The organism is Streptomyces sp. NPDC053750 (assembly GCF_044544295.1).
Taxonomy (GTDB): domain Bacteria; phylum Actinomycetota; class Actinomycetes; order Streptomycetales; family Streptomycetaceae; genus Streptomyces.
In genome coordinates, this window is record NZ_JBITXB010000007.1 from 431,064 (window position 1) to 444,300 (window position 13,237).

Consider the following 13,237-nt stretch of genomic DNA (forward strand, 5'->3'; position numbering starts at 1 on the left):
CCCGTCCCCACCCCCGTGGGAGGACGGGCCGCCGCCGTGATCAACCCTGCTGCACGCGGAACGCCCTGTTCAACGCCTGTCAGGGCGCTGTGGCACGGAAGTGACCGTTCCGCTACTCCGCTACGCGATCTGTGAAAGACGCGCTGTGAAGGGCGGGGTTCGTGGGCCCTGCGTGATCGCATATGTGCGGTCCGTGTGTCGAAGTGTCGACAAGTTCGCGGATGTGGTGCCAAGTCGTTCGACACCAGGGCTAGCGTGGCAATCGGGACGGCCGGGGTGACCTGAACGGCGGCCGGGGGGACTGCGTACTGGGGGCGGGGGCTGCGTTCGATGCGCGGAGAACCGGTGGGACACTGGACCACGGGTCGGTGGGCGTGCGACGGTGCACGTTCGCGACCTCTGTGCTCCTGTGCGCCCCCACCCCGGGAACTGAGATCCTGACCGGGCGCATCCCTGTGGGTAGCCAGAACGGGGACTCGGTGCGGGACGCCGCGCACGAGGACCGAGCGGGGGAACGAACAGCATGTCACCGGGGGGAAGAGGGGGAAGCAATGCCTCGTTGGAAGGCTTTGCCGGATGAGCTCGATCCGCAGATCAGAGAGTTCACCAGCCAGTTGCGCCGACTCGTGGACCGCAGCGAGCTGAGCATCGCGTCGGTCGCCGACGCCACGGGCTACAGCAAGACGTCCTGGGAGCGCTATCTGAACGGCCGGCTGCTGGCGCCCAAGGGCGCCATCGTGGCCCTGGCCGAGGTGACGGGGACCAACCCCATGCACCTGACGACCATGTGGGAGCTGGCCGAGCGGGCCTGGAGCCGCTCGGAGATGCGCCACGACATGACGATGGAGGCCATCCGGATCTCCCAGGCGCGTGCCGCGCTCGGCGAGCTGGGCACGCCCGCGGCCAAGGCCGGCAGCGGCGGGCGGGGCAGCCGGGGGAGCAGGGCCGGCCGCCACGGCGGGGGCGCGGTGAACGCGCCCGGGATCGCCGGGCCGGCCGGTGTGGCGCCCACGCTGCCGCCGCCGACGGTCCCCACGCAGCCGACGGCCGCCGAAAGCCCCGACTCCGCCGTAGGAGCGGTACGGGACCGCGGCGCGTCCGGCACCACCTCCGGGGTCTCCTCCGGTGGGCCGTCCGACGGCAACTCGTGGGGGCTCGCCGGGTACCGGGGACCCGCTCCCACGGGTGGGCGCGGCGGGTCCAGGACCGGCGGCGCGGGCTCCGCGGGGCTCGCCGAGACGCCGGCCGCCGCACCGGGCGGCCCGGAGCCCTCGGCCCCGTACGGCGAGCCCCCGCGAGGCGGCTCCCGCGCGGGAGCCCGCTCCTCCGCGGGCGGCGGCAAACGGATGACGACGTTCGTCGCGGGTGTCGTCGGCGTGCTCGTGGTGATCGCGGGCGCCTTCTTCCTCCTGAACGACGGCGGGGACAAGAAGGACGAGGGGGCCAAGCCCTCCCCCTCGCCCACCGTGAGCACCAACACCGAGCTGCCGCCCGGAGTGAAGTGCAGCGGCGACCTGTGCACCGGCAAGGACCCGGAGGTCATGGGCTGCGGCGGCGACCTGGTGACCACCGCCGCGACCGCCACCGTCGGCACGGCCGCCGTCGAGGTCCGCTACAGCAAGACCTGCGGCGCCGCGTGGGCCCGGGTCACCCAGGCCGCGCAGGGCGACGAGGTCCAGGTGAGCGCGGACGGCAGGAACGCGCAGACGGGCGCGGTCACCGGGGCCGCCGACACCGTCGCGTACACCCCGATGGTGGCGGTGAAGTCCGCGGCCGAGGCCAAGGCGTGCGTGACGCTGGCGGCGGGCCGGAAGGGCTGCACGGAGTAGCCGCGAGGGCCGACGAGAGCGTCGGGAGGGAGCCGCGAGGACGCCGTGCCGGACACGGGCACGGCCGCTCCGGGAGAAACCCGTCCGGGACATGCATGGCCCGCGGCGTCGCGGGCACGCGACAAGTACCCCCACGGGAGCCCGGCAACGGAAACCCCGACCGGCGGCCGTCTCGTCCCTCCTCTCCCGGACCGGCGGCCGCCTCTTCGTGCCCCGAGGGCGCCGGGCCCGTCCGGCACCTCCCGCCCGTTCGCCCGCTCGCTTCGCTCACTCGGGTGACCGGGCGGCGACCCTGTGGGCCGGGCCACACCGACCCGGACGTCCCGGGCACCGCGGGCGCGATAGCCTGACCGCTGGATCGATCTCTTGACGCCAAGAGATCGATCAAACGCCCGGGGCCGGGACGCCCCACCGCCAGCTGTCATACGGAGAACGCCATGACTCGCACTCCCGTGAACGTCACCGTCACCGGCGCGGCCGGCCAGATCGGTTACGCCCTGCTCTTCCGCATCGCCTCCGGCCAGCTGCTCGGCGCGGACGTGCCGGTCAAGCTGCGCCTCCTGGAGATCACCCCGGCGCTCAAGGCCGCCGAGGGCACCGCGATGGAGCTGGACGACTGCGCGTTCCCGCTGCTCCAGGGCATCGAGATCACCGACGACCCGAACGTGGCCTTCGACGGCGCCAACGTCGCCCTCCTCGTCGGCGCCCGCCCCCGCACCAAGGGCATGGAGCGCGGCGACCTCCTGGAGGCCAACGGCGGCATCTTCAAGCCGCAGGGCAAGGCCATCAACGACCACGCCGCGGACGACATCAAGGTCCTCGTCGTCGGCAACCCGGCCAACACCAACGCCCTGATCGCCCAGGCCGCCGCCCCGGACGTACCGGCCGAGCGCTTCACCGCGATGACCCGCCTGGACCACAACCGCGCGCTGACCCAGCTCGCGAAGAAGACGGGCTCCACGGTCGCCGACATCAAGCGCCTGACCATCTGGGGCAACCACTCCGCCACCCAGTACCCGGACATCTTCCACGCCACGATCGCCGGCAAGAACGCCGCCGAGACCGTCAACGACGAGAAGTGGCTGGCGGACGAGTTCATCCCGACCGTCGCCAAGCGCGGCGCGGCCATCATCGAGGCCCGTGGCGCCTCCTCGGCCGCCTCCGCCGCGAACGCCGCCATCGACCACGTGTACACCTGGGTCAACGGCACCGCCGAGGGCGACTGGACCTCCATGGGCATCCCGTCCGACGGCTCCTACGGCGTCCCGGAGGGCCTGATCTCCTCCTTCCCCGTCACCACCAAGGACGGCACGTACGAGATCGTCCAGGGCCTGGACATCAACGAGTTCTCCCGCGCCCGCATCGACGCCTCCGTCAAGGAGCTGTCGGAGGAGCGCGAGGCGGTCCGCGGTCTCGGCCTCCTCTGAGCCGACCCCGACGCCCGCACGGGCCCCGCTCCGGTACCGGCCGGGGCGGGGCCCGTGCTCGTTGTCAGGCTTCGGGCAGCCGCTTCTCGAACCAGTGCCCGGCGTAGACGTGGTCGGAGTACGCCGGGATCTCCGCGTAGCCGCACGCCGCGTACATCGCCCGCGCCTCGGTGAGCACGGCGTGCGTGTCCAGGCGTACGACGCCCAGTCCCCGGGCGGCGGCTTCCGTCTCCAGCGCGTCCAGCAGGCGCCGGGCCAGTCCGAGCCGCCGGGCGCCCGGGTGCACCCACACGTGCTTGATCTCGCCGACCCCGGGTCCCGTGCGCCGTAGCGCCCCGCAGCCCACGGGCCGCCCCTCCTCGTACGCGACCAGGAACACCCCGGCGTCCCCCGACACCTCCCGCGGCCGCACGAGGTCCGCGGGGTCGAAACCCTCGGGGAAGCGTGCGTCCAGGTCGGCGGCGTAGGCGTCCAGGCAGGCGCGGGCGTCCCGGGATCGGGCGTCGACCGGCGTGACGGTGAGGGCGGCCAGCCGCAGCAGGCGCTGCGCGGTGGACACCGCGTCGGTGAGCCGCCGGCGCTGCTCCGGGGCCAGCCCCGCCAGCAGTCCGGCGGCGAGCGCGTCGGCCCGGCGGTTCTGCTCCGCGACCTCGGCGTGTCCGGCGGGCGTCGGTTCGATGGTGCGCAGCCGGCCGTCGCCGGGGTGCACGCCCAGCCGGACCATGCCCTGCGCCTGGAGTGCCTTCACCATGCGGCTCAGATACCCGGCGTCCAGGCGCAGCCGGTCGCGCAGCTCCCGCAGGGACACCCCGGATCCGCTCTCGGTGATCTCGAAGAGCAGCCGGGCCTCGCCGAGGGGGCGGTCCTGGCCGAGGTAGTGGTCGTCGAGCACGCCGATGCGTCGCGTGAAGTAGCGGTTGAAGCGCCGCAGCGCGGTGACGTCCTCTGTCGTCGCCTCCATTCCCTTGACCCTAGTCAAAGAAACACGCCGGGTCCATGCCCGATATGTACTCCTTCTCCCTTTCCTCAGTGATGCGCCGCACTTTCGCACACCGATTCGGCATGCATGCGAGGCCGTGGGGCAGGGGCTCACGGTCCCCGAGAGTGACATGGGTGTGACCCAGCGGGGTTGATCAGGAACGGAAGGCATTCCCACCATGGCGAACAGCACGGAAACCCAGGGCGAGCGGGGTCACCGCACCATCCACGCGGGCGGCGAGTGGCTCGCGGCGACCTCGGGTGCGACCCGCGAGATCCTCGACCCCGCGGACGCCGTGCCGTTCGCCGTGGTCGCCGAGGGCGACGAGAAGGACACCGACCTCGCGGTGGCCGCCGCCCGGCACGCCTTCGACGCCGGCGAGTGGCCGCACACCCCGGTCGCCGAGCGTGCCGCCCTGCTGCGTCGCGTCGCCGACCTCCTCGTGCGCGACCGCGAGAAGCTGGGCCTGCTGGAGAGCCGCGACGCGGGCAAGACCGTCGAGGAGGGCCGGGTCGACATCGACTGCGTCGCCGACGCCTTCCGCTACTTCGCCGACCTCGTCGCCGGTGAGGCCCCCGGCCGGGTCGTGGACGCGGGCTCGCCCGACGTCCACAGCGTCGTCGTGCACGAGCCGGTCGGCGTCTGCGCGATGATCACACCCTGGAACTATCCACTTCTCCAGGCCAGTTGGAAGATCGCCCCGGCGCTCGCCGCCGGCAACACCTTCGTGGTCAAGCCCAGCGAGATCACCCCGCTCACCACGATCGCCCTGATCGACCTGCTCGTCGAGGCCGGCCTCCCCACCGGCGTCGCGAACATCGTCACCGGCCCCGGCCACACCGTCGGCGCCCGGCTCGCCGAGCACCCCGACGTCGACCTGGTCTCCTTCACCGGCGGCCTGGTCAGCGGCACCAAGGTCGCCCGGGCCGCCGCCGTCACCGTCAAGAAGGTCGCCCTCGAACTCGGCGGCAAGAACCCCAACGTCGTCTTCGCCGACGCCTGCGAGACCGACGAGGGCTTCGACACCGCCGTCGACCAGGCCCTCAACGCCGCCTTCATCCACAGCGGCCAGGTCTGCTCCGCCGGTGGACGCCTGATCGTCGAGGAGTCGGTCCGCGACCGCTTCGTCGCCGAACTCGCCCGCCGCGCCCAGAGGATCCGCCTCGGCCGCGGCACCGAGGACAGCGTCGAGTGCGGCCCGCTCGTCTCCGAGCAGCAGCGCGCCAGGACCGAGGACTACGTCGCCTCCGCCCTCGCCGAGGGCGCCGTGCTGCGCTGCGGCGGCAAGCGCCCCGAGCCGTCCCCCGAACGCCCGGAGAGCGGCTACTTCTACGAGCCGACCGTCCTCGACCAGTGCCACCGCGAGATGCGCGTCGTACGGGAGGAGGTCTTCGGACCGGTCCTCACCGTCGAGACCTTCCGCACCGAGGACGAGGCCGTCGCCCTCGCCAACGACACCGAGTACGGGCTCGCCGGCGCCGTCTGGACCGCCGACGCGGGCCGCGCCCGCCGGGTCGCCGGCCGACTGCGCCACGGCACGGTCTGGATCAACGACTTCCACCCCTACCTGCCGCAGGCGGAGTGGGGCGGCTTCGGCAAGAGCGGCGTCGGCCGCGAACTGGGCCCCGCGGGCCTTGCCGAGTACCGCGAGAGCAAGCACGTGTACCAGAACCTCGCGCCGAAGCCCGTTCGCTGGTTCGCCGGCTGACCACCCGTCCGCACCTTCCGTCCCCACGCCCCCTGGAGTAACCCCCATGCCCGAGACCACGCATGTCTACGACTACGTCGTCATCGGCGGCGGCACCGCAGGCTCCGTCATCGCCTCCCGCCTCACCGAGAACCCGGACGTCACCGTCGCCGTCGTCGAGGGCGGCCCCAGCGACGTCGGCCGCGACGACGTGCTGACCCTGCGCCGCTGGATGGGCCTGCTCGGCGGCGAGCTGGACTACGACTACCCCACCACCGAGCAGCCGCGCGGCAATTCGCACATCCGGCACAGCCGCGCCCGCGTCCTCGGCGGCTGCTCCTCGCACAACACCCTCATCGCCTTCAAGCCGCTGCCGTCCGACTGGGACGAGTGGGAGGCCGCCGGAGCCAAGGGCTGGGGCGCGGTCCAGATGGAGGCGTACTTCGCCCGGCTGAAGAACAACATCGTCCCGGTCGACGAGAAGGACCGGAACGCCATCGCCCGCGACTTCGTCGACTCCGCGCAGAAGACGCTGGAGGTCCCCCGGATCGAGGGCTTCAACAAGAAGCCGTTCAACGACGGCGTCGGCTTCTTCGACCTCGCCTACCACCCGGAGAACAACAAGCGGTCGTCGGCGTCGGTGGCGTACCTGCACCCGGTGATGGACGAGCGCCCCAACCTGACGATCCTGCTGGAGACCTGGGCGTACCGGCTGGAGCTCGACGGCACCCGCGCCGAGGGCGTCCACGTGCGCACCAAGGACGGCGAGGAGATCCTGGTCAAGGCCCGGGGCGAGGTCGTCCTGTGCGCCGGCGCCGTCGACTCCCCGCGCCTGCTGCTGCACTCGGGCATCGGCCCGAAGGACCAGCTGGAGGCCCTCGGCATACCCGTGGTGCTCGACCTGCCCGGCGTCGGCGAGAACCTGCTCGACCACCCCGAGTCGGTGATCGTGTGGGAGACCAACGGTCCCATCCCCGACAACTCCGCGATGGACTCCGACGCCGGTCTGTTCGTGCGCCGCGACCCCGAACACGCGGGCCCCGACCTGATGTTCCACTTCTACCAGATCCCGTTCACGGACAACCCGGAGCGACTGGGCTACGAGCGCCCCGAGTTCGGCGTCTCCATGACCCCGAACATCCCCAAGCCGAAGTCCCGCGGCCGCCTCTACCTCACCAGCGCCGACCCGTCCGTGAAGCCCGCCCTGGACTTCCGCTACTTCACCGACGAGGACGACTACGACGGCCGCACCCTCGTCGACGGCATCCGCATCGCCCGCGAGATCGCCAAGTCCGAGCCGCTGGCGGGCTGGCTGAAGCGCGAGGTCTGCCCCGGCCCGGACGTCACCGGTGACGAGGAGCTGAGCGAGTACGCCCGCAAGGTCGCCCACACCGTCTACCACCCGGCGGGCACCTGCAAGATGGGCGCCGCCACCGACGAGACGGCCGTCGTCGACCCCGAGCTGCGCGTCCGAGGCCTGACGGGCATCCGCATCGCCGACGCCTCCGTCTTCCCGACGATGACCGCAGTTAACCCGATGATCGGCGTGCTCATGGTCGGGGAGCGCGCCGTCGAGCTGATCGGTGGTGATGCCCGATGAGCAAGACCGTCACCGACACCGTGGCCGAGCGACCCCCGGTCTTCTCCGTCGACGGCCTGTGGAAGGTCTTCGGCCCCAAGGCCGCCCGCGTCCCCGCCGACCCGGAGCTGACCGCCCTGACACCGGCCGAGCTGCGCTCCCGCACCGGCTGCACCGCCGCCGTCCGCGACGTCTCCTTCGACGTGCGCAAGGGCGAGGTCTTCGTCGTCATGGGCCTGTCCGGCTCCGGCAAGTCCACCCTCGTACGCTGCCTGACCCGCCTCATCGAGCCGACGGCCGGATCCATCGCCATCGACGGCGAGGACGTCCGCGCGATGGACAAGTCCCGGCTGCGCGAACTGCGCCGGCACCGCGCCGCGATGGTCTTCCAGCACTTCGGACTGCTCCCGCACCGCACGGTCCTCGACAACGTCGCCTACGGCCTGGAGGTCCAGGGCATGGGCCGCGCCGAGCGCCGCGAGCGCGCCGCCGCCGTCGTCGCCAAGGTCGGCCTGGAGGGCCTGGAGCAGCGCCGCCCCGGGCAGCTCTCCGGCGGCCAGCGCCAGCGCGTCGGCCTCGCCCGCGCCCTCGCCGTCGACCCGGAGGTGCTGCTCTTCGACGAGCCGTTCAGCGCGCTCGACCCGCTGATCCGGCGCGACATGCAGGAGGAGGTCGTCCGACTGCACCAGGAGGAGGGCCGCACCATGGTCTTCATCACCCACGACCTCCAGGAAGCGCTCAAGCTCGGCGACCGCATCGCCCTGATGCGCGACGGCCGCGTCGTGCAGCTCGGCACCCCGGAGGAGATCGTCGGCTCGCCCGCCGACGACTACGTCCGCGAGTTCGTCCGCGACGTCCCGCGCGAACAGGTCCTGACGGTCCGCACGGCGATGCGTCCCGCGACCTCGTCCGACGAGGCGGGCACGGGCCCGGCCCTGCGCCCCGACGCCACGGTCTCGGAGGCCATCGAGGCGGTGGCGCGGGCGGGCTCGCCGGCCCGCGTGATGTCCGACGGCCGCTGCCTGGGCGTGGTCGACGCGAGCGACCTGCTCGGTGTCGTCGCGGGTACGGCCGTACCCGAGGAACGCCCCGAGGGGGCGGCCGTCCTCCCGGGGGAGGCGGAGCTGCCCAAGGAGGCGGTCTGATGGCGACGATCACCGCACCGGCCCCGAAAACACCCCCGGGCGTCCTCACCCGCCCCGCCGCCCGCAAGCTCCTCACGCTCGCCGTGGCCGCGGCGGTCCTCGTCCCCCTGGCCGTCGCCCAGTGGGGCGGCGCCACCTGGCCCACCGCCCTCACCGTCGACCTCTCCGAACCCCTCGGCAAGGCCAGCGACTGGATCATCGACAACCGCGACAGCCACCCCCTGTTCCTCTACTTCTTCGGCCACGTCAGCAACGTCGTCGTCATCGCCGTACGCGCCGTCTACCTCGCCCTCCTCGCCGTCGGCTGGGCCGGGGTCACCGCGATCGGCGCCCTGGTCGCGTGGCGCGTGGCCGGCGTGAAGCTCGCCGTCGGCACGGCCGCCGCGTTCCTCGCCTGCGGTCTGCTCGGCATGTGGGTGCCGACCATGCAGACCCTCGCGCTGATGGTCGTCGCCGTCCTCGCGTCGGTCGCCGTCGGCGCCCTGCTGGGCCTGGCCGCCGGCCTGTCCGACCGCATGGACCGCGTCCTGCGCCCGGTGCTCGACACCATGCAGGTGCTGCCCGCGTTCGCCTACCTCCTCCCCGTCGTCCTGGTCTTCGGTATCGGCGTCCCCGCCGCCGTCCTGGCCACCGTCGTCTACGCCGCCCCGCCGATGGCCCGGCTCACCGCCCTCGGCCTGCGCGGCGCCGACAAGGAGGTGCTGGAGGCCGTCGAGTCCCTCGGCACCACCGCCCGCCAGCGACTGCTGACCGCCCGCATCCCGCTGGCCCGCAAGGAACTCCTCCTCGGCGTCAACCAGACGATCATGATGGCGCTCTCCATGGCCGTCATCGCCTCCGTCATCGGCGCCGGCGGCCTCGGCGACCGCGTCTACCAGGCGCTCGCCTCGGTCGACGTCGGCGCGGCCCTCGCGGCCGGCATCCCGATCGTGCTGCTCGCCGTCGTCCTGGACCGGGTGACCGCCGCGGCGGGGGAGCGGCTCGGGGAGGCCGGGAAGTCCCCGCTGACCTGGCTGTACGCCCTGGCCGCCGCAGCGGCCGTCGCGGTCGCCGGACGTCTCGCCGGGTTCCTGGAGTGGCCCGACGGGTGGGAGCTGCACATCGCCGAGCCCGTCAACCGGGCCGTCGACTGGATGACCGCCCACCTGTACTCCGGCGTCCCCGTCGTCGGCGGCACCGCCGACTGGGCCGCGCACTTCACCAACTGGGTCCTCAACCCGCTCCGGGACGGCCTCCAGTGGCTGCCCTGGTGGTCCGTCCTCCTGATCGTCGCCGCACTGGCCTGGCTGATCGGCACCTGGCGCACCGCGCTCACCGCCGTCCTCGCCATGGCCGCGATCGGCGTGCTCGGCGTGTGGAACCCCTCCCTGGACACGCTCTCCCAGGTCCTGGCGGCCGTCGCCGTGACCCTGGTCATCGGCTTCGCGACGGGCATCGCCGCCGCCCGCAGCGACCGCTTCGAGCGCATGCTCCGGCCCGTGCTGGACGTCTTCCAGACGATGCCGCAGTTCGTGTACCTGATCCCGGTCGTCGCCCTGTTCGGCGTGGGCCGCGCGCCCGCCGTCGCCGCCGCGGTCGTCTACGCCCTCCCGGCCGTCGTCCGCATCACCGCGCAGGGACTGCGCCAGGTCGACCCGGCCGCCATGGAGTCGGCCCGCTCGCTCGGCGCGACCAGCGGCCAGCAACTCCGCCAGGTCCAGCTCCCGCTGGCCCGCCCGGCCCTGCTGCTCGCCGTCAACCAGGGCGTCGTCCTGGTCCTCGCCGTCGTCATCATCGGCGGCCTGGTCGGCGGTGGCGCCCTCGGCTACCAGGTCGTGTTCGGCCTCGCACAGGGCGACCTGGCGTCCGGCCTGGTGGCCGGCGCGGCGATCGTCTGCCTCGGTCTGATGCTCGACCGGGTCACCCAGCCCACCGAACGCCGTACGAGGAAGGGAGCCTGAGATGTCGCGCAAGCGGATCACGGCGGCCGTAGCCGTGCTGGTGTTCGCCACCGGCTGCGGCGCCGCCGACATGACCAAGCAGGCGTCCCCGTTCGCGGGCGCCCAGGGCGCCAGGACCGTCACCCTCTCCGTGCAGTCCTGGGTCGGCGCCCAGGCCAACGTGGCCGTCGCCCAGTACCTGCTGGAGCACGAGCTCGGCTACCGCGTCGACACCGTCCAGGTCGACGAGGTCCCCGCGTGGGACGCGCTCAGCCAGGGCCGGGTCGACGCCATCCTGGAGGACTGGGGCCACCCCGAGCAGGAGCAGCGCTACGTCGAGGACAAGAGGACCATCGCCCCCGGCGGCGACCTCGGCGTCACCGGACACATCGGCTGGTTCGTCCCGACGTACTTCGCGAAGCAGCACCCGGACGTCACCGACTGGAAGAACCTCGACAAGTACGCCGACCAGCTGCGCACCGCCGAGAGCGGCGCCAAGGGCCAGCTGCTGGACGGCTCCCCGTCCTACGTCACCAACGACAAGGCCCTGGTGGAGAACCTGAACCTGGACTACCAGGTCGTCTTCGCCGGCTCCGAGGCCGCCCAGATCACCCAGATCCAGCAGTTCGCCAAGGAGAAGAAGCCCTTCCTGACCTACTGGTACACGCCCCAGTGGCTGTTCGAGAAGGTCCCGATGACGGAGGTGAAGCTGCCGCCGTACAAGGAGGGCTGCGACGCCGACCCGGCGAAGGTCGACTGCGCCTACCCGGTCACCCCGCTGCAGAAGTACCTCAACGCCGGCTTCGCGGAGAACGGCGGCAAGGCGGCGGAGTTCCTGAAGAACTTCAAGTGGACCACCGAGGACCAGAACCAGGTCTCCCTGATGATCGCTGAGCAGAAGCTGCGGCCCGAGGAGGCGGCGAAGAAGTGGGTGGACAGCCACGCCTCCGTCTGGAAGCAGTGGCTGCCCTGACCCAGCGGCCGACCTGGCCCCTCACTCCGCCAGTCGGGCCGCCATCTCCCGCACCGCCTGCGCCGCTTGCCGCTGGAGGCCCGGCCCGAACGTGATCCGGGTGGCCCCGAGTCCGCCGAGTTCGGCGGGCGAGGGGCCCTCCCCGGGCAGCGCGTGCACGTTCACCGGCCCCTGGATGCCGGCCCGCAGCAGCGGCAGTACGGCGGCCGGGGCGCCGATCGGATACACGCAGTCGGCGCCCGCGGCGACGTACGACGCGGCCCGCTCGATCGCCGCATCCGGGTCCTCGACGCCCCGGACGAAGGTGTCGATCCGGGCGTTGAGGAAGAGCCGGTCACCGGCCGCCTCGCGCACCTCGGCCAGCCACTCGGCGTGCGCCGCCGGGTCCTTGAGCACCCCGTCCGCGGAGTCCTCCAGGTTGCAGCCCACGACGCCCGCCTCGAGGAGCCGCTCCACCAGCTCCTTCGGCGCCAGTCCGTACCCGTCCTCGACGTCCGCCGACACCGGTACGTCGACGGCCCGCGCGATCCGTGCGACGGCGGCGAACATCTCGTCGGCCGGGGTCGCCCCGTCCTCGTACCCGAGCGAGGCCGCCACCCCGGCGCTCGGTGTCGCCAGCGCCGGGAACCCGGCCTCCGCGAACACCCGGGCGCTCGCCGCGTCCCAGGGCCCGGGCAGCACGAGGGGGTCGCCCGGGGCGCGGCCGTGGTGGAGGGCGCGAAAGCGGTCGGTCCTGGTCACCACTCGGTGCTCCCCGGGGGAATCCGCCGTCCGACCATCAGCCGGTTCCAGCTGTTGATGGCGGCGATCAGCGCGATCAGGTGGGCGAGCCCGTCGGCGTCGAAGAACTCGGCGGCCTTCTCGTACACCGCGTCCGGCACGAACCCCTCGGTCAGCACGGTGACCGCCTCGGTGAGGGCCAGCGCGGCCCGCTCCCGCTCGTCGAAGACCCCTTCGGCCTCCTCCCAGGCGGCGAGCAGATCGAGCTGCCGTTCACTCACCCCCTGCTTGCGCGCGATGCCGAGGTGCATGTCCAGGCAGAACGCGCAGTGGTTGAGCTGAGAGGCGCGGATCTGCACCAGTTCCGCGAGGTCCGGGTCGCCCAGGCCCTGCTTGGCGGCGGCGCCCAGTGCCCGCAGCGCGGACCGGACGCCGTCGTCCAGGAGCCTGGTGCGCACCGTCACGAGTACTGCCCCGGCGTGTAGTGGCCCGGCGTCAGCCGGCAGGTCACGCCGAACCGGTTCCAGGCGTTGATCACCGTGATCGCGGCGATCAGGTGGGCCAGCTCGGTCTCGTCGAAGACCTTTGCGGCCTTCTCGTACACCGCGTCCGGCACGAAGCCGTCCGTCAGCACGGTGACCGCCTCGGTCAGCTCGATCGCCGCGAGCTCCTTCTCCGTGTAGAAGTGCCGCGACTCCTCCCAGGCGGAGAGCTGCACGATCCGCTCCACGCTCTCACCGGCCGCGAGCGCGTCCTTGGTGTGCATGTCCAGGCAGAAGGCGCAGTGGTTCAGCTGGGAGGCGCGGATCTTCACCAGTTCCTTCAGCTTCGGGTCCAGCCCCTGGCCCGCGGCCTTCTCCAGACGCATCATCGCCTTGTAGACCTCGGGGGCGTGCTTGGCCCACTCCAGCCGGGGGGCCTCCTCGGGGGCGAAGGAGTCGGGGGAGGTGGTGGTGTTCTCGTGAGTCGTCATGCTTCG

General features: G+C 72.5%; 11 protein-coding genes. 7 read left to right on the forward strand and 4 right to left on the reverse strand.

From position 1 onward, the window contains the following. The first annotated feature begins 551 nt into the window (after positions 1 to 551). Positions 552 to 1,829: a DUF2690 domain-containing protein gene (locus ACIGO6_RS22685; RefSeq protein ID WP_399878863.1), complete on the forward strand. Its 1,278-nt coding sequence runs from the start codon at positions 552 to 554 to the stop codon at positions 1,827 to 1,829. A 437-nt stretch (positions 1,830 to 2,266) separates the two neighbouring features. After that, positions 2,267 to 3,256, forward strand: coding sequence for a malate dehydrogenase (locus tag ACIGO6_RS22690; RefSeq protein ID WP_399878865.1), 990 nt, complete (start codon positions 2,267 to 2,269; stop codon positions 3,254 to 3,256). Between the two features lie 64 nt (positions 3,257 to 3,320). Here the strand turns inward: ACIGO6_RS22690 and ACIGO6_RS22695 are convergent, their stop codons facing one another. Further along, complete coding sequence (locus tag ACIGO6_RS22695; protein ID WP_399878866.1) at positions 3,321 to 4,217, reverse strand: GNAT family N-acetyltransferase; 897 nt, start codon at positions 4,215 to 4,217, stop codon at positions 3,321 to 3,323. A gap of 196 nt (positions 4,218 to 4,413) precedes the next feature. On the opposite strand from ACIGO6_RS22695, the gene ACIGO6_RS22700 reads away from it, so the two are divergent. The 5 genes from ACIGO6_RS22700 to ACIGO6_RS22720 are packed head-to-tail and all read left to right on the forward strand — an operon-like array spanning position 4,414 to position 11,538. Then, a complete protein-coding gene (locus tag ACIGO6_RS22700) occupies positions 4,414 to 5,943 on the forward strand; it encodes an aldehyde dehydrogenase family protein (protein ID WP_399878868.1) in 1,530 nt (509 codons plus the stop codon). Positions 5,944 to 5,989: 46 nt separating this feature from the next. Further along, on the forward strand, positions 5,990 to 7,522 hold the full coding sequence (locus tag ACIGO6_RS22705; RefSeq protein WP_399878870.1) for a GMC family oxidoreductase: 1,533 nt from the start codon (positions 5,990 to 5,992) through the stop codon (positions 7,520 to 7,522). Next, entirely contained in the window at positions 7,519 to 8,646 is a 1,128-nt protein-coding gene (locus ACIGO6_RS22710) for a glycine betaine/L-proline ABC transporter ATP-binding protein (protein ID WP_399878872.1), read from the forward strand. The genes ACIGO6_RS22705 and ACIGO6_RS22710 overlap by 4 nt, the downstream gene beginning before the upstream one ends. Further along, positions 8,646 to 10,586 (forward strand): ABC transporter permease, encoded by a 1,941-nt coding sequence (locus tag ACIGO6_RS22715; protein ID WP_399878874.1) that lies wholly within the window; start codon positions 8,646 to 8,648, stop codon positions 10,584 to 10,586. Before ACIGO6_RS22710 ends, ACIGO6_RS22715 begins: the two co-directional genes overlap by 1 nt. A 1-nt stretch (position 10,587) precedes the next feature. Further along, positions 10,588 to 11,538, forward strand: a complete 951-nt coding sequence (locus ACIGO6_RS22720; RefSeq protein WP_399878876.1) for an ABC transporter substrate-binding protein — start codon at positions 10,588 to 10,590, stop codon at positions 11,536 to 11,538. Positions 11,539 to 11,559: 21 nt separating this feature from the next. Here ACIGO6_RS22720 and ACIGO6_RS22725 read toward each other — a convergent pair whose 3' ends face one another. Genes ACIGO6_RS22725 through ACIGO6_RS22735 form a run of 3 tightly spaced genes read right to left on the reverse strand, consistent with a single transcriptional unit; the run spans position 11,560 to position 13,231 of the window. Next, positions 11,560 to 12,279, reverse strand: coding sequence for an isocitrate lyase/phosphoenolpyruvate mutase family protein (locus ACIGO6_RS22725; protein WP_399878877.1), 720 nt, complete (start codon positions 12,277 to 12,279; stop codon positions 11,560 to 11,562). Then, a complete protein-coding gene (locus tag ACIGO6_RS22730; protein ID WP_399878879.1) occupies positions 12,276 to 12,722 on the reverse strand; it encodes a carboxymuconolactone decarboxylase family protein in 447 nt (148 codons plus the stop codon). The genes ACIGO6_RS22725 and ACIGO6_RS22730 overlap by 4 nt, the downstream gene beginning before the upstream one ends. Further along, positions 12,719 to 13,231 carry a carboxymuconolactone decarboxylase family protein gene (locus ACIGO6_RS22735; RefSeq protein ID WP_399878881.1) on the reverse strand — a complete coding sequence of 171 codons (513 nt, stop codon included), beginning with the start codon at positions 13,229 to 13,231 and terminating at the stop codon, positions 12,719 to 12,721. The genes ACIGO6_RS22730 and ACIGO6_RS22735 overlap by 4 nt, the downstream gene beginning before the upstream one ends. Positions 13,232 to 13,237 lie beyond the last annotated feature (6 nt).